Consider the following 16,219-nt stretch of genomic DNA (forward strand, 5'->3'; position numbering starts at 1 on the left):
TGAAATTTGAGAAAGGTAAAGAACCTGAAAACGATTATTTAGGTGATATGCTCGTAAGTTATGGTTTTGAAGTCCATGAACAGAAAACAGGCTTCATCAGAGGAGATCTAAGACCTGTAACATACGAGAAAATTTATACGCATGAACCGAAGAATGAGCATGGTTATGCTGATCTTTTATTTGTAAAGTATTATTAACTAATAAACATGAGGGCTCTGTTATAAAGTTTGATTTACACTCTGATTTAGACTAAAAAGATATCTCACTGCTTGTTGGTTATAAATTAAATTCATTGTTTAAATAATGTTTATATTTGACTCTATAGTTTATTGGAATTACTGGGTTTATATATAAATATTAGTATCTTTAAATTATATAATTGCTAATGGTCCGAGTAGAGTAATAGTTCTATTCGGCTTTTTTGATCTTTCTTTTTTAATATAATAGATTAAATCTGGTGTTTTTTATTTTAAAATAGTTATTATACTTATAATTGCAGTCAATTTTATATAGATATATATCAGAGGAAAGCATTGAAAAAATTTATATTGATTATTGCGTTTTTAATTTCAGGATGCAGTGAGGTTATCAGTCATAACTATCCTACATATCAAGATGCTTTAGAAAATCAGCTTTTTGAGCGTGGTTGGTTACCAAATATTTTACCTGAATCAACGACAAAGATTATCGTTAATAATGATCTTGATCTCAACGCTTCAGCAGGGAGTTTTGTTATAGCTAAACCAGATTTAACTGTTTTTGTTTCACAACTCACTCTTGTGAATGGCAAAGATAGTGTTTTTGAATATTCTTCTGGTAGAAGTGTTTGGCGGTTTACGATTGAAGAAAATGGTTTAGTGGATTATCTACTATTAGCGAATTGAAGAGACAACCGTGAATAGGAAATAGTCTTCTAATCTTAATAGAAGGTCTAATGGTAATTTAGGAGGCGTGATGGAATTATTACACGAAGAAACAATATGTTGCCCTTACTGTAATGAATTAATTGTTATTCTAATTGATCAAGAGGATCATGACCAAGAGTACATTGATGACTGCAGTGTTTGTTGCCGACCCATTCACATTCACGTCATGACTAACGCTAATGATGAGTTAGTCGTGACTGTAAATGATGAAAATGAAGCTTAAGCGTAAATCATTATTTTTCTAAATCAATCGTTTTACAACGGATAGAAAGTGTAGACATACTTGCACTTGGCGATAAGCTACGGATAAAATCAATGGCTTTAGTTAAGTCTTGAGTTTCGATTTTAAGGTTGTTCATAATGCGGCCATCATTAGTCATGTCTGTATCAACAACACTTGGGCATAAACAGCAAACCTTAACTCCAAAAGGAAGTAATTCCTGATAGAGCGACTGGCTATAACTCACAATAGCGGCTTTTGTTGCTGAGTAAACGGCGATTTTAGGAACTGGCTCTAGGCCTGCGGTTGAGCCGATATTATAAATCTCACCATAACCTTGCTCTTTCATTTTTTCGACAACCAAATTACATGCAGTAATCGTAGAAAGTAGGTTAACATTTACTAATTCTGAGAGCTGATTTAGTGTTAAATTAGTGTGCCCAGCCATGAGTATACCTGCGCTATTTACCATTACGTCGATAGAGCTGTAATTAGTAATAATTGATGAAATGCTTGATTCAACATCCACAGGGTTATTAAAATCGATATTAATGGCTTCAATACTGCTTGATGGATATTGAGCTTCTAGTTCTCGCTTTGTAGTATTGAGATTACCCTTATTTAACGAAACTAAAATAAGTGAATAACCTTGTTGAGCAAAGTAATGAGAAATCGCTTTTCCTATACCTCGACTCGCACCTGTAATGAGTGCAAATTTAGACATAACAGACTCCTTGTTTATTGTTTTTTGCACCTTAACATCTTCTAATGCTTTCTAAAAGTGACAATCTTATTTAGGCATTTATTATTTTTGTATGTATTTTTAGCAAAAAGATAACAAACTCATTAAAACACTGGCATATATTTGGTTTTTAACATTATTAAGTATCATTGGTTTTAATGATGACCGTGTAATACGATTACGTATTAAAAATACCCGTAAGCAAATGAGGTTAGGGCATGAAAAGTAACTATCTTGATAGAATTTACCGTGGAAAAGTGGAGCATCGCTACGGCTTTGATACAGCGATGAATAAGCTACCTGTAGATACTCACTTATCTCTTTCTCTGGAAGGATTAGAAGGAGATCAGTGTGCTGATTTACGTCATCATGGTGGCGTTGAGCGTGCGTTGCATCAATATCCTCTAGAGCATTATGCTTACTGGAAAAAAAAGTATGGTGGTGATGTTCAGTGGGAGGCTCCTGGTATGGGGGAGAACCTTAGTTCAAGAGATATGACAGAAGAGACTGTTTGCTTGGGGGATCGTTATCAATGGGGAGAGGCTATTATCGAAGTGAGTCAACCTCGTTCACCATGCTTTAAATTGAGTAAACGTTGGCAGGTAGAGAATTTCTCTGTTGATATGCAAGAGATTAGTCGCTGTGGTTGGCTATATCGTGTCATTCAACCGGGAATGGTCAGTGTTGATGAACCTCTCGAATTGATTGAGCGAGAACCTAACGCAATGACAATACGTGAAGTGTGTGATGTGTTTTTTGGTGATCCGCTGAATAATGATGGTCTACTAAAGCTACAGCAACAAACTAAATTATCAGCCAGTTGGATGACGAAAGTAATAGAACGTCTTGAGACTAACCGCGTAGAGAATTGGAATTTTAGATTGCTTGGACACGAAGGTCTTTAAATACAAAATAGAAGTACCTACCTTATCGGTACTTCTATTTTCTTAATCACTAAATTAAAGGCAGAAGAGCATGCGTGTATTAAAATATCTTATGTTATTTTATCTGACTGTAAGTGAAGTAACGATGAAGTATAATGTTTTTAGAATTAATTAAAGGTTAGGTATTTATGAACAATAATCGAGAGATCATCGCGAGTTTGCGTGAACGTATTCCAACGTTTGAATGTACGCCAGGGTGTCATGATTGTTGTGGACCAGTTACAACGTCTTCAGAAGAAATGTCTCGCTTGCCAGTAAAAAGCGATGAAGAGCATGAGGCTGCATTAAATGAATTTGATTGTGTTCATTTAGGACCGAAAGGTTGCACTGTTTATGAAGAAAGACCGTTAATATGTCGACTTTTTGGTACAACACCGAACATGCCATGTCCAAATGGCTGCCGACCTAAAGAGATGATTGATTCAAAAACTGAACGTCAGATCCATAGCTATATTGCGAATACAAGACAAGTGCTAGTGTAAATATAATCGTTTTTTTATCGTAGCTAAAACTTAAGCCGAGTAGAATGCTTCTCGGCTTTTATACTCGATTTTCTATCCAGTTTGATAATTGTTTTGCTTGTTTTAATGCATTAAAGTTTTTTTCTACTCGTTGTCTTGCCATTGCTCCCATTTTAGCTCGTTGCTCAAAAGTAAGTTGTGCAAATTGTTCAATGCTTTTTTTCAGCTCTACAACGTTTTTTTCGTTGACTAAGTAGCCTGTCTCAGAGGTGACTATTTCTTTACACCCCATTATATTCGTAGTGATGACTGGCGTTCCAACAGCCATGGCTTCTTTTAACACTAACGGACCAGTATCAACACAACCTGTTTGAGAGAAACAGAAAGGGGCAATTAGGCAATCATATTTAGATAGATTTTCTTTTACCCAATGGTGTGGTTGAGCGCCTAAGAAACATACATGATTTGATAACCCCTTAAGTTTTACCTGCTCTTTTAATTGTTCTTCCATTTCACCCGTACCAATAATATCTAAATGAACATTAAGCGACTTAGCGATTGGCGCTAGAGCATCAATTAAGTGATGAATTCCTTTTTGTTGAACTAATCGACCAAGAAATACAAAGCTTAAGTAATTAGAAGGTTTTTTATCTTCCACTACAAATTGATCTGTTTTTACACCGCAATGTAAGAGTTTTATGTTGCCGGCTGCCATTTTCTCAAAATCATTTTTCATGTCTTTGCAGACCGTAACAACGAAGTCACTGGCTAAAATTTTCTTATCTATATCAAAAGCCGCTTCATATACATCATGGCCATGAGCAACAAACGAGCAAGTGATATTAAGTAATTTAGCAGCAACAATAGCGTGAGCTGCAGTATGCTGGCAAAAATGTGCATGGATATGATCGGCTTTAATGTCGGCAAGCTGTAAAGCCAATTTTAATCCGTAGTTAAAAAGAGATCTCTTAGGTAAATGCTTTTGTTCTCGAATGAATTTCATTGCTTCTAAAACGCCTGACAGGTGGAGATTTTTAAACATATCAGCCTGTATGTTTTTACCTATTTTAATAACGTTATAATTAAATTTATGTTGATAATCTTCAATTTCAAACGCTAATACGCATACGTCATGCCCACATGCCTTAATAGCGTCAACCTCCGTTTGAATGAAGGTTTCACTAAGAACAGGATAGGTTGGAGCAATAAAAGCCACTTTCTTCATATTCATACCCTCTAATACTAACTAAGTAATTAAAGCAAAATGTACGCCATTAATTATTCCTAATAATATCAATATCTTGTTGTTTTTTTTGTCGTGCTTTGTCATGCGTTCTCAAAATGACAATCAATATGAAATAATGATGAGTGTATTTTTCATTTAGCGTATGCATTTTAATAAAAGTAAAAATTATTAATGTAATTCAATACCTTAGCGTTTGGCATGTTTTCTGCTGTAGTTAATTATTACTTCAGTGTTTAGGGATAAAGTTATGGCTAAGGTATCGATAATCATTCCAACATATAATTGTTTAGTTTTTCTGCCTACCGCGATAGACAGTGTATTAACGCAAACACATCAAGATTTTGAGCTATTGATCATTAATGATAATAGTACAGATTGCACGGCAAGTTATTTAAATACATTAATAGATGAAAGAATTATAACGATAACGACTAATGGTGTAGGGGCATCTCTGGCTAGAAATCTAGGGATATCTAAGGCATCAGGTGAATTTATCGCATTTTTGGATGCTGATGATTTTTGGTTGCCAGAAAAGCTGTCAATGCAATTAGCTTTGCATGCTGATTTTCCTAATTTAACGATGAGTTTTACCAATTATGATCATTTAACTGAGAGTTATGAGTCGATTGTCGATTGCTTTGGTTATTGGAATCAGTTTCAAGGACATAAAGAAGAGTTTATTACGCTTAAAAACCCACTCAACTTCATTATTAAAAACAATATTATCGGGACGTCGACGGTTATGGTAAAAACCAGTGCTTTAACTCAAATGAATCGGTTTAATGAGGATTTAAAGTATGGTGAAGATTGGGACCTATGGCTAAGAATATGCGAAAGTCATGACGTTGGAGTTCTAAATTCCATTCAAACAGGTTACTTGATGCGTCAGAATTCTGCGACTCAAACCGATGGATTGCGATTAAGAAATCTTCGATGTATTGAGTCTATTTTGAGTCGTTATGAAAAAGGGAGGGGGGAATGGAACTTGTCTTCTTCTGCACTTAAAAATGCAAGAGCGCGAATATTTGAAGGATATGCTGATTACCATCGTGGTTTGTGTCAACACCGCTCTGCAATAAGGTATGGAATTTATTCATTATTTCTTGCGCCTCAAAAAAGAAGAGTTCGTAGTTTGCTTGGTGATTGTAAAAGCATGTTATTACCAGCTTAAGAGGAAGATAGAATGAATTCACTTAAGCAATCAGCGTATTATGCTGTTGGGATCTTAATGATGAAGGGGATCTCTCTTGTTATGATCCCCTATATCACACATAAAATGACGCTTGAAGAGTATGGTTCGTTAGAGTCTTTAGTACTACTTGCTGACATAGGAACCATCTTATTTGGCTTTGGTATTGTTGACGCAATGTATCGTTATGTTGGCGTTGCTAAAGGAGAAGAGAAACGTCAATTGGTGTCAAATTGTTTTACGCTAAGTGTGTTTGTTTGCCTTTTAGGTGGGTTATTCATTGCTATTAGCTTACCTGCTTTATTGCTGGTATTACCGGTTAAATTTTCTTCCTATCAAATATTCCTTTTACTTATTCCTACAATGCTTGATGGTGTTATTTCAATTCCGTTGACCTTGTTGAGGATGAACGCAATGGCTAAACGTTTTTGCTTTTTAAATGTATTTAAAGCGGCAATACAAGCAGTGATGACATTTTTACTTTTAGAAGCAGGATATGGTATTGATGGTGTGCTTATCTCTGGTGCGGTATCAAGCATTGTCTTACTGATATGCTTACTGAGTTATCAGTGGCAAGAAATGGGATCATTTGGTTATTTAAAATCATCTAAGTTGGTATTGAGCTTCGGACTTCCTGTGCTAGTTGGCGGATCTTCCGTATATATGATTAATGGATTAGACCGCTGGTTTTTAGCCAGTTTTATAGGGGTGGAGGAATTGGCAGTGTATGCAGTTAGCGCTAAATTTGCGTTGATATTAGGGCTTATTCTTCAACCTTATGCACTGTGGTGGTTTCCTAATCGAGTCTCTATATTACAACTTGAAGATGGGAAGAAAACATGCGCCGATAAAGCGTTGCTCGGAGTAAATATTGGTATTGTTATGGGGACTTTATTGATCCTTATTGTTCCTGGATTAATTACTGTAATGTTACCTCGTAGCTATAATTTAGCCGGAACAATTGCTGTGGCTTTACTGGCGATTGGTATGATTAAAAACGCTGGTGACTATTTGAATTTAGGGTGTTATAGCGGCAATTCGAGCCACTCTCAAATGTGGATTCAAGGCATTTGTGCAGTTGTTGCCGCGGCCGGCTATTTTGTTATAACTCCAACATTTGGTTTATGGGGGGTTGTAGGTGTTTTGGCTACGGCCTACACATTACGTTTGGTATTGTTATACATAGTAAGTCAATCGATGGAGTTTCTTCCTTATGAGTATTCAAAATTACTTACTTGCATTGTGATCGCTTTCTTTGCCATTACATTCGATCGTTTTTTAGAGCATACACTTATAGATGTACCTGAACTTGTCATCGGAGTTATTGTGAGTTTACTTGCACTGATTATTTTTGTTAAGTGCGCGGTTATTCCGTTTCCTGATACGAGGTTTATCACAACAAAACAGAGTTAATGTGTAGAAAGGGGCGATTTTGTATTGATGTTATTTTTGTTCTCTTTGTAATGAGTGAATGATACGTTTAGATCATAATAATAAATATCTTATTAAGACGTACTGTTTTTTGTTATGTTAGAGCGATAAAATAGACAGGGGTAGAAGGTGTCGGGAATTACGGATTTGGATAAGTTACTAGTATCAATGTCTCCAAAATTAATGGATGGTCATTATGTATTTTGTACAGTGCAGGGAAAGTTGAGTGAATACGTTCAATATAATCCGTTAGCAACATACCAAGAAACTGAAGGGCTAACATTGGTATTACCGTTAGAAGAAGCTCGTCAAGGGGAGTTTGAGTTCACCTGTGTGTATTGTTTGATCACGTTAATGGTTCATTCTAGTTTGGATGCGGTGGGGCTAACTGCTGCTGTAGCAAATAAATTGAAGTCATATGACATTAGTGCAAATGTTATTGCTGCTTATTATCATGACCATATCTTTATTCAAAAAGAGAAGGCAGAGCTAGCATTAGAGGCATTGAAAGAACTTAGCAGTTGATATATAAATAGTTGCGGCGATAATGCCGCAACTATTAGATAGAACTGTTTTAATAGAATGTAGCGTAGACATCCACTAAATTATCAGGTTGAGAGGCTGTTACTGAGAAATAAACGTAACCTGCTTTTTCAACGTTCATTTCAATGAATTTGTTACGTGCTTTACCTGTAGAGGAGACTTCATTTTGAATCTCTGTTGGCCAATAACCTTTGGCTGCATAGAGATTAATATCACCTTTATTTACATTTGCTGCTGTTTTTTTCTTATCAACCCAAATACGGACAGTTTGCTCATCTTTTGGTACATATAATGCTAAATAACGCTGTTTATTAATTATGATCTCTGTTGCGACATTATTATCTAATAGGATCGGTTTTAAATTATCAGATGGCACTGAAGGAGTCGTGGACGTATTATTAGTGTCTACATTAACCGCTAAAGTCACTTGTTTAAACGCTTCTCGTGCTGCGACACTAAAGTAATAGCGGCCGACTTTAAGAGGTGTACTGGTATTATTTGATCCAAATTGAATGCTTTCATCGCTACCACGTTGAAAATTACTTGTTTCATAATCATAGTAGTGAGCGACTTTATTGAAACTTGCATATAAATCGGCATCACCATCTCCATTGATAGATACAGACACGACTGCTGCATCTGATGTGACATCAAAATAAAATAATTGCTCATTATAAATTTCTGACGATAGTGTGATGGTTGTATTAGCACTGAGTGCGGTCATCGTTTCTGAAGGTTGCGTTGGTTTCTGAGGCTCATTGGTTTCTTTGTCATCAAGTGTCGTTTCATCAACAACAGTATCTAGCCATACATTGAATTCATTATCGTATTGTTCACCAATATTTTTTATTGTTTTAGCCCATTCTTTATAATCGCCATCGCGAGAAAGTGCTAATAAAAGATCGACCTTTTCAGGATGGTTATCGATAAGAAAACGAACGGCTAAATACCCCCAACGATAAATACGGTCAGTATTATGATCGTATGTTGTGGCTAACACGTCAGATAAGCGATAGGTTTTTTGTCGCCCAATTTGAATCGCTGCACTATAAGTGTTTTTATAAGACATATATTCAGCAAAACCTTCTAGCCACCAAACAATATAACCTTCTCGTAAATTATCGTTAAAATCGCCATGTTGGTTAAAGCGGCCATCCAGATAATGTATGTATTCATGCTCAAGGTTTAAGATAGAAAATTTGTTGTTATTATCTTGGCGATAAGCAATAAATCGAGCTTGATTGTTTATTTTACTTGGTGAGCCTTCAAGATATTGGCCACCATTGTTTGTTGTATTGCCAAACAAAAAAGAAGAGTAAGTAATGTAATCAGCATTACTATCGAAGACAGCAACCTCAAGGGTATCGTTTAGGTCATCATCGACTGGACGGTAACCACTGTTAGTAACTAGATGGAAGTCAGCTTCTTTTACATTTAATGTGTCACAACTTGCTTGGGCTTGTTCTTGAGTCATATTTTGGCCACGAATGATTGCAGGACCATCACATTGATAATTTAAGGTCATGATACGTTGTTCTAATTCATCTTTGGCATTTTTAAGACCAAACTCAGCTGCTCTATCTGGGGCGAAATAGGTTATCATTTCAGCTATACCAACCCACATTTTATCGCTTTTACCTCCCAATGGATAACGATCTAATAAATCTTTTAAAATGGTAAATACCTGTTGACGGGTGCTTGCGTGTGGGCTTGCAAGTAAGCGACCCATTTCACGACCGGCATTAGTGACTAAGAATCCTGATTTTGTTTCTAATGCCCATTCTTTATTTAAGATAAATTGGTGTAATTGTGTGAGATATTCTGGATGGGCTTGCAGATTGTCGTAATAGGTTTGTATACCAGAGTGTCCGTTCATTGCTTGAAATAAAACATTTAAGTTTTTCTGATTCTCCCAACTCTCTGCGTTTTCAATAGAGAGGGAATCTAATGACTTTACAAGGGAACTCATGATAGAAGGCAGTTGTCGAATACTGTCAATCATATAGATCATGCTATACATGGCACTCGTTTGGTTTTTCCCTTTTGTCATTGCTTTGGGGTGCGCAATAAAAGATTGGATACTTGCAGCCAATTGCATATCGAGTTGCTCAGAATAATCTTCTAGCTCTGCTTTAAAACCATAACGAACGAAATAAGCTGCGCGAACATATTCTGCTAGATTTTCAATTTTTTTTGCCTGTGTATCTTCACCTTTATATTCCATAATGCGTAGATTAAGTCGGTTAACTACTTTTTGTAATTGTGGTTCACTATATAAGGATTCAAATAATGAACGAGGAGCATCGAACCAAGATCTCTGGCAATTATTATTTGCAATTTCTATTTGATCGAGAAATTGATTTGATTCTGAGATGCTTTTTATTGAGCATGATTGAGCCTCTCCAGGCTCAATAGCAAGTGTAGATGGTGAAATTAAACTTCCTGCAATAGCAAGTGCGAGCGAAGTGATGCGGTACCAACTGCGGATGTAATTATTAATCATAGTATCTCTAAGTTATTGGGTTTATTTTTCGGGGTGTGTTTTTACCAACAAAACATTCACGATACCAATGCAAATCTTATTGTTAAGATCGCAGTTCAGAAATTGCACATATAGTAATTACGCCTATTGCTTTAGATTTAATAACTATTTTCCAATGTTAGATAAAAGTTAATTTAAGAGTGAGGTAATATAAATTATCGGTATTTAATAAATAGAAATCGAAGAGGGCTTATAAATGATTAATAAGAAAATTACGCTTATATTGCGTAGAAATTTAAAATAGTTAAACATAGGTGTATTAATATTATTGTTACCATTGTTAATGTAAGTCTTTGAAAAGAATTAAGAATAAGAAATTATGTTGAAGATGATGCTGGTGAGTCATGGGAAGTATTCTTTAATATGGTTAGAAATATAAATATTCATGATTACTCTAAAGAACAAGTAATCGCATGAGCACCTAGTGATTTTGATTTTACTGTTTGGTGCCATCACCAATATCAAGGTAAAGGGGTCGGTAACGCATTAATGAATCACATTTTCTCTATAGGAAAGGAGAAAGGGTTATCGCGATATTATTCAGAAGTAACTATTTACAGCGAAATCTTTTTATGAACATTTTGGATTTACGATTGTTAAGCAACAAATGATTGATGTTCGTGGGCAAAAGCTTGTAAATTAGGTGATGGAAAAAGTGATTAATTACAGATATCTTTTAATTTAAATGAGTAATGAATGAAGAAGCAAAGTGTCGTCTTAATTTTGACCACGTTATTTTCTGGTTGTAGTACGCAGTTAAGCCCTTTCGATTCGCCGATCACTGTTTTTGACATAGAAGCACAGACGTTCACCTATAGCGGACTAAATGGGAAGGAAGCGGCATTATGGGAAAAGGCTCGGCGCCATATCACACTGGCATATGGAAAAAACCAGCCCATATTACGTGTTGAAAATAAAGCGAGCGGGACTCTACTTGGTAAAGGGATTGTTCGTTGGAAGTCGCCTTCATCTTTAGATAGTGTTGAGTGCTATTCTGAATACGATATCCGATTTATGGCCAGAGATCATAAAGCGCGCTTACAACTGACATTATTGCCGGGTGTTCCAATCCTCTCTGGTTGTGAAAATTGGGGATTGCCTTCTCAATTTGGTTATGAGCAAATTCTTAATAAATTTGAATTGATGTCTGATAGCTTGCATTCTGTTTTACGTGACGTTAAGTAGCATTTATTTTTGTCGACGACTTTTTTGAGCCTCTTTCCTGTCCTAGACTAAAAAATAATGGATGGAATTAGAGAAGGGGTTTTCGATGGTTATAAAAAATAAGCGTACTCATACGAGTATAATTAGCTTCTCTCTCTTTTTTCTTACAACTTTTCCTGTTTCTTCAGATCAAAGATCTTCCTCTTTAGCCGATATCGATTCGTTACCTTATTTTCATGAATGGCCGAAAGTAAATAGTGCTATTCCAAAACGAGATTATATTGAAGAAAGGGTCGCGAATATCGTTGCTCAAATGACATTAGGTGAGAAAGTTGGGCAAATGGTCATGCCTGAATATCGTCAGATTACGCCTAAAGAAGCGAAGCAATATAAGATAGGATCAGTACTTAATGGCGGTGGTGGTTGGCCAAATGAAAACAAACATGCGTCGGCATTAGAATGGGCTTTGCAATCTGATAAATATTGGAGCGCATTAGATCAAGCGTATGCTGGCAGAGGCTTTCGGATCCCATTTATGTGGGCAACAGATGCTGTACATGGGAATAACAATGTGTATGGAGCGACATTATTCCCTCATAACATTGGGTTAGGAGCCGCAAATAACCCTGAGTTACTTTTTGAGATTGGTCGAATTACCGCAAAAGAAGTTGCAGCGACAGGTCTTGATCTTACTTTTGCTCCTACCGTTGCTACGCCGCGTGATTATCGTTGGGGGAGAGTGTATGAAGGGTATTCAGAAATTCCTGATATTACCTACCAATACGCAAGAGCTATCGTTAAAGGCCTGCAAGGAACGGAAAAAGAGCTGCGTTCGGAGCAACGAGTTCTGTCTACTGTAAAGCATTGGATTGGAGATGGAGGTACGTTTAACGGTGTTGATCGTGGTGTTACGTTCTATAGTGAGGATGACTTACGTAATATTCATGCTATGGGGTATTACTCTGCTCTTGAAGCTGGAGCCCAGATAGTTATGACGTCATTCAACTCTTGGCAGAAAAATGACATTAAAGATCGGTCAATAGATACAAAGAAAATAGACAGTAATCGCTTTGGTAAACTTCACGGCAGCCGTTATTTAATCACCGATGTCTTAAAAGAAAAAATGGGATTCGATGGTATTGTTATTACGGATTGGAATGGTCACGGTGAAGTAAAAGGGTGTACAAATCAGAGCTGCCCTAAAGCGGTTAATGCCGGTAATGATTTATTTATGGTAACTGACAATAAAGATTGGAAAGCTTTTTATCAAAACGTAATTAAGCAAGTTCAACATGGTCAAATACCAATGGCTCGAATTGATGATGCGGTAACCCGTATTCTGCGGGTTAAGATGCGAGCGGGTTTATGGGAAAAACCGAGACCGTCTTATCGTATCCTTGCGGGTGAACAACAAATTCTAGGGGCGCTTGAGCATCGAAAAGTGGCTCGACAAGCAGTCAGTGAATCTCTAGTTTTATTAAAGAATGAGAATAAAATACTACCATTGAAACAAAAGAATCGCAGCTATGTTGTGGTAGGAAGTGCTGCCAATGACATTCAAAAACAGAGTGGCGGCTGGACGTTAACTTGGCAAGGAAATGAAAATAAGCCACACGATTTTGTCCATGCCACGACGGTTTTAGATGCGTTTAGACAAGTGGTGGGAGATAAACATGTGTATACCGACCCAAATCAAGCGTCTATGGATGCAATTGCGGTAGTGGTGATGGGGGAAGAACCATATGCTGAAATGTATGGAGATATTAAAGCTCATCAAACATTGGCGTATTCAGAATTGAAACCTAGTTATGCAAAAGACTTACAGCTAATTCAAGAGTTAAAACAGAGAGGATTTAAGGTGGTAACGATCTTATTTTCTGGGCGTCCTTTATATGTAAATCCTGAGTTAGCCCTTTCAGATGCTTTTGTCGCGGCATGGTTACCAGGTACTGAAGGTCGAGGAATTACTGATGTGTTATTTGCTCAAAATGGAGCGAATTTTAGCGGTAAGCTTTCTTATTCTTGGCCAAACAGTAAATGCATGACAACCATTAACGAAAACAGTCGAAATATACCTAATTATCATGCTCCAGATTTTGAACAAATAGGGAAAGAGTTTACACCTTTGTTTCCTTACGGCTATGGTTTGAATTATACCAGTGAGCAACCTTTGGTATCTCTACCTACATTGTTTATGGATAAACGCCAATGGGGATGTGGAGAAACAAAAGCGAAAGATCGACCAACGACAAATCTTGAGATATTCAGTCGTGAAGCGACAACCACGTTTGTACCTAAAGTGAGTGGAAAAGTGACAAAATGGAAAGGAGCCTTTATCTCTAGAGCTAAAAAGATGACAGTGGGTAGTGCGTCAATACTGCCTCTTAATTATAAGCATCAACAAGATGCCTTAAGAATTGATTTTGGCAAACAACTTCCTATGCAATTTTATCTTCAAACTCCTGATAAAAAAGGGATTGATATGCGTCATTATTTAGCAGCAGATTCAACCTTAGAGTTTGATATTGCAGTGCAAAGTAAGATCCCTAACTCATTAAGACTGGCTTCCCATTGTGTTTACCCTTGTGGTGCGATAGCCCCTATACAAAAGGAACTAAAAGCCATTGTAGAAGCTTCTGAATCTGAGTGGGTAACAGTGAAAGTTCCCTTGCGTTGCTTTTCAGATAATGGTGTGAATTTTTCTAATATTAATACGCCATTTCTCTTGTACTCAGATGAACCGTTTCAGTTCGATATTGGTGAAATTAGATATGTCCCAAAAGATGGAGATATTACAGAGAATACGATGAGTTGTGATAGTTTTGAGTCGATTTAATATCAATTACCAATATCAATGCCAATGACACGGTGTTAATCATGCTGTGTCATTGGTTTTAGTTTTAAAATTTAGATTAAATCAGCGCATTAAAGCCAATACATTCAATCCCTTCTTTTTTAAGCCAAAGTGACAATTCTGGTGATGTTAATAACTCTCTTTCTACAACTCGCATAGTTCTGTAGCTCGTTAGTTTAGTAAGATCTGAATTGTCTTCTGTACTTGGGTGGCACATGAGTTCTAAAACGCCATCAGAAAGCGTTTCTTTATAGCTTAAAAGTAGTACTTGTAACTGCTTAAGAGAGACGCCTTCATCAAAAAATTGAGCATCAAATGCATCTGGAGTTGGTACGATTAATCCATCTTGGCCACTAATAATATTATCTATGCGGCGAACCGGAAGACCTGTTTCATTAGCAAATCGAATAAACGCTTTTTTTAGTGGAGGGTATACACCAGCGAAATGGTGGCTATCAATATGATTAATGTCAAAACCTGCCTTAATTGCTGCATTGTACTGTGCTTTAAGTTCAATATAGACTTCTTCATCACTCACATTCTTTGTCATTAATATTTTTCTATCGAGAAAATAACCATGTTCATCAACCAAGCTTGATACGGTCAAAGGATCAGATAACGGTTGTCCTGCAGTGACAGTAAAATGTAAACCAACCTCAGGAACTAAACCTTGTTTATATAAGAGTGCTGCGTGATCAACGCCTTGTTGATTCATCATTACGGTTGTAGATGTAACGATGCCTGATTGTAGACATTCTACGATCCCGTTATTGACACTTTCTGATAACCCAAAGTCATCGGCGTTCATGATTAATTTCATGGTGGTTACCTTAATATTGAATATGTTGAACTGCTAAGTCTATTAATAAGCCATTTAATCACCACTGACAAGTGAGTATACTTGGGGGAGGGATTGCTGGTTCTAATGCGTGATAGAGACCACGATTTGATTGGGTACATAAATCTTACGTGAAGGAGAAAACGTGATTATTAGAGCTATTTTAGAGAAAGACATTGATACGATACTTGAGCTAAATGAGCAGTTTGTGCACGTATTAAGCCCAATGAATAAGAGTAAGTTAATTCGGCTCATTGAAATGTCGGCGATATCTGTTGTTATCGAGGAAGATAACCATATTGCAGGTTTTATGCTGGCTTTTACTCAAGGAGTAAAATATGAAAGTATTAACTATGAGTGGTTTAATGAAAATTATGATTCATTTTTGTATATAGATAGAATTGTTGTTTCTGAGCATTTTCAAGGAAAAAGAGTCGCATCGAGACTTTATAAGCAGGCGTTGGATTTGGCAGCAGAACGTTCGTTATCTTGTGTTGTTGCTGAAATTGATATTATGCCACCGAATGACCCTTCATTACTTTTCCATCAAAAAATGGGCTTTAAAGAAATTCAGTTATTAACGCATAATGAGAACAAAGTAGTGTCTTTACAAGAATTAATAATAAGTTAACTTGGTTGAGGCTTTATAGTTACTGTCGTCAATTTTCGGAGAAATGTTATGAATAAAAAATTATCACGTCTGTGTGTTATCTCTGCAATGAGTTGCAGTGGATTGTTTTTAGGTTTGTCTACGGCGCAAGCGTCAGCAACATTGGATTGCCGTGATCAAGTAGGTTGCGCTCAGAAAACTTGTGAGATTGAAAAGCAAATTAGTATTGCTAAAGATAATGGGAACGAACATAAGCTCTCTGGCTTAAAAATAGCACTGAAAGAAGTTGCTACTTATTGTTCTGATGCAGACATTAAAGACGACTTGAAAGAAGAAATTGAAGAGTTAAATGAAGAAATAGCTGAAGATCACTCCGATCTCATTGAAGCAAAGCAAGATCAGAAAGAAGATAAAATTCAAAAATATCAAAGAAAGATAGCAGAAAAAGAACAAAAAATAGAACAACTTAAAGACGAATTATCAAGAATCAAATAAATCAAAGTATCTAG

The 16,219-nt window shown here is 36.4% G+C and carries 15 protein-coding genes and 1 pseudogene; 12 read left to right on the plus strand and 4 right to left on the minus strand.

Annotated features, from left to right (window positions below; all coding sequences use genetic code 11):
- The first annotated feature begins 533 nt into the window (after positions 1 to 533).
- Together AC2IP4_RS06535 and AC2IP4_RS06540 are read left to right on the plus strand one after the other, a co-directional pair.
- Positions 534 to 884, plus strand: a complete 351-nt coding sequence (locus tag AC2IP4_RS06535) for a YbbD-related protein (protein WP_375322467.1) — start codon at positions 534 to 536, stop codon at positions 882 to 884.
- Positions 885 to 954: 70 nt separating this feature from the next.
- Positions 955 to 1,149: a CPXCG motif-containing cysteine-rich protein gene (locus tag AC2IP4_RS06540; RefSeq protein ID WP_105054765.1), complete on the plus strand. Its 195-nt coding sequence runs from the start codon at positions 955 to 957 to the stop codon at positions 1,147 to 1,149.
- A gap of 10 nt (positions 1,150 to 1,159) precedes the next feature.
- Here the strand turns inward: AC2IP4_RS06540 and AC2IP4_RS06545 are convergent, their stop codons facing one another.
- Positions 1,160 to 1,870: an SDR family NAD(P)-dependent oxidoreductase gene (locus tag AC2IP4_RS06545; protein ID WP_375322466.1), complete on the minus strand. Its 711-nt coding sequence runs from the start codon at positions 1,868 to 1,870 to the stop codon at positions 1,160 to 1,162.
- Positions 1,871 to 2,106: 236 nt separating this feature from the next.
- Between AC2IP4_RS06545 and AC2IP4_RS06550 the strand changes: the two genes are divergently transcribed.
- Together AC2IP4_RS06550 and AC2IP4_RS06555 are read left to right on the plus strand one after the other, a co-directional pair.
- Positions 2,107 to 2,793, plus strand: coding sequence for an MOSC domain-containing protein (locus AC2IP4_RS06550; RefSeq protein WP_375322465.1), 687 nt, complete (start codon positions 2,107 to 2,109; stop codon positions 2,791 to 2,793).
- Between the two features lie 167 nt (positions 2,794 to 2,960).
- Positions 2,961 to 3,314 carry a YkgJ family cysteine cluster protein gene (locus AC2IP4_RS06555; RefSeq protein WP_375322464.1) on the plus strand — a complete coding sequence of 118 codons (354 nt, stop codon included), beginning with the start codon at positions 2,961 to 2,963 and terminating at the stop codon, positions 3,312 to 3,314.
- A 58-nt stretch (positions 3,315 to 3,372) separates the two neighbouring features.
- Here AC2IP4_RS06555 and AC2IP4_RS06560 read toward each other — a convergent pair whose 3' ends face one another.
- The gene (locus AC2IP4_RS06560; protein ID WP_375322463.1) at positions 3,373 to 4,518 is read right to left on the minus strand and encodes a glycosyltransferase family 4 protein; all 1,146 of its coding nucleotides are present in this window, start codon (positions 4,516 to 4,518) and stop codon (positions 3,373 to 3,375) included.
- A 268-nt stretch (positions 4,519 to 4,786) separates the two neighbouring features.
- Between AC2IP4_RS06560 and AC2IP4_RS06565 the strand changes: the two genes are divergently transcribed.
- From AC2IP4_RS06565 to AC2IP4_RS06575, 3 genes are all read left to right on the plus strand, one after another.
- The gene (locus tag AC2IP4_RS06565) at positions 4,787 to 5,710 is read left to right on the plus strand and encodes a glycosyltransferase family 2 protein (RefSeq protein WP_486310703.1); all 924 of its coding nucleotides are present in this window, start codon (positions 4,787 to 4,789) and stop codon (positions 5,708 to 5,710) included.
- Between the two features lie 12 nt (positions 5,711 to 5,722).
- The gene (locus tag AC2IP4_RS06570; protein ID WP_486310704.1) at positions 5,723 to 7,141 is read left to right on the plus strand and encodes a lipopolysaccharide biosynthesis protein; all 1,419 of its coding nucleotides are present in this window, start codon (positions 5,723 to 5,725) and stop codon (positions 7,139 to 7,141) included.
- A gap of 147 nt (positions 7,142 to 7,288) precedes the next feature.
- Entirely contained in the window at positions 7,289 to 7,684 is a 396-nt protein-coding gene (locus tag AC2IP4_RS06575; RefSeq protein WP_375322460.1) for an ACT domain-containing protein, read from the plus strand.
- A 49-nt stretch (positions 7,685 to 7,733) separates the two neighbouring features.
- Here the strand turns inward: AC2IP4_RS06575 and AC2IP4_RS06580 are convergent, their stop codons facing one another.
- Positions 7,734 to 10,205: a M9 family metallopeptidase gene (locus AC2IP4_RS06580; protein WP_375322459.1), complete on the minus strand. Its 2,472-nt coding sequence runs from the start codon at positions 10,203 to 10,205 to the stop codon at positions 7,734 to 7,736.
- A 348-nt stretch (positions 10,206 to 10,553) separates the two neighbouring features.
- On the opposite strand from AC2IP4_RS06580, the pseudogene AC2IP4_RS06585 reads away from it, so the two are divergent.
- From AC2IP4_RS06585 to AC2IP4_RS06595, 3 genes and pseudogenes are all read left to right on the plus strand, one after another.
- Positions 10,554 to 10,887, plus strand: a pseudogene (locus AC2IP4_RS06585) (GNAT family N-acetyltransferase).
- 53 nt (positions 10,888 to 10,940) lie between these two features.
- Entirely contained in the window at positions 10,941 to 11,429 is a 489-nt protein-coding gene (locus AC2IP4_RS06590; protein ID WP_486310705.1) for a hypothetical protein, read from the plus strand.
- An 85-nt stretch (positions 11,430 to 11,514) separates the two neighbouring features.
- A complete protein-coding gene (locus AC2IP4_RS06595; RefSeq protein WP_375322457.1) occupies positions 11,515 to 14,244 on the plus strand; it encodes a glycoside hydrolase family 3 protein in 2,730 nt (909 codons plus the stop codon).
- A gap of 76 nt (positions 14,245 to 14,320) precedes the next feature.
- Here the strand turns inward: AC2IP4_RS06595 and AC2IP4_RS06600 are convergent, their stop codons facing one another.
- On the minus strand, positions 14,321 to 15,082 hold the full coding sequence (locus AC2IP4_RS06600; RefSeq protein ID WP_375322456.1) for a carbohydrate deacetylase: 762 nt from the start codon (positions 15,080 to 15,082) through the stop codon (positions 14,321 to 14,323).
- 163 nt (positions 15,083 to 15,245) lie between these two features.
- On the opposite strand from AC2IP4_RS06600, the gene AC2IP4_RS06605 reads away from it, so the two are divergent.
- Both AC2IP4_RS06605 and AC2IP4_RS06610 read left to right on the plus strand, forming a co-directional pair.
- Positions 15,246 to 15,731 (plus strand): GNAT family N-acetyltransferase, encoded by a 486-nt coding sequence (locus AC2IP4_RS06605; RefSeq protein ID WP_375322455.1) that lies wholly within the window; start codon positions 15,246 to 15,248, stop codon positions 15,729 to 15,731.
- 48 nt (positions 15,732 to 15,779) lie between these two features.
- Positions 15,780 to 16,205 carry a DUF1090 domain-containing protein gene (locus AC2IP4_RS06610; RefSeq protein WP_375322454.1) on the plus strand — a complete coding sequence of 142 codons (426 nt, stop codon included), beginning with the start codon at positions 15,780 to 15,782 and terminating at the stop codon, positions 16,203 to 16,205.
- Positions 16,206 to 16,219 lie beyond the last annotated feature (14 nt).

This window comes from Aliivibrio thorii (genome assembly GCF_057368585.1).

Coding starts and splice junctions, on each gene's coding strand:
- AC2IP4_RS06580 (WP_375322459.1), bottom strand. CDS start 10,205: ATGATTAATAATTACATCCGCAGTTGGTACCGCATCACTTCGCTCGCA.
- AC2IP4_RS06555 (WP_375322464.1), top strand. CDS start 2,961: ATGAACAATAATCGAGAGATCATCGCGAGTTTGCGTGAACGTATTCCA.
- AC2IP4_RS06560 (WP_375322463.1), bottom strand. CDS start 4,518: ATGAAGAAAGTGGCTTTTATTGCTCCAACCTATCCTGTTCTTAGTGAA.
- AC2IP4_RS06545 (WP_375322466.1), bottom strand. CDS start 1,870: ATGTCTAAATTTGCACTCATTACAGGTGCGAGTCGAGGTATAGGAAAA.
- AC2IP4_RS06600 (WP_375322456.1), bottom strand. CDS start 15,082: ATGAAATTAATCATGAACGCCGATGACTTTGGGTTATCAGAAAGTGTC.
- AC2IP4_RS06565 (WP_486310703.1), top strand. CDS start 4,787: ATGGCTAAGGTATCGATAATCATTCCAACATATAATTGTTTAGTTTTT.
- AC2IP4_RS06570 (WP_486310704.1), top strand. CDS start 5,723: ATGAATTCACTTAAGCAATCAGCGTATTATGCTGTTGGGATCTTAATG.
- AC2IP4_RS06550 (WP_375322465.1), top strand. CDS start 2,107: ATGAAAAGTAACTATCTTGATAGAATTTACCGTGGAAAAGTGGAGCAT.
- AC2IP4_RS06610 (WP_375322454.1), top strand. CDS start 15,780: ATGAATAAAAAATTATCACGTCTGTGTGTTATCTCTGCAATGAGTTGC.
- AC2IP4_RS06595 (WP_375322457.1), top strand. CDS start 11,515: ATGGTTATAAAAAATAAGCGTACTCATACGAGTATAATTAGCTTCTCT.
- AC2IP4_RS06540 (WP_105054765.1), top strand. CDS start 955: ATGGAATTATTACACGAAGAAACAATATGTTGCCCTTACTGTAATGAA.
- AC2IP4_RS06590 (WP_486310705.1), top strand. CDS start 10,941: ATGAAGAAGCAAAGTGTCGTCTTAATTTTGACCACGTTATTTTCTGGT.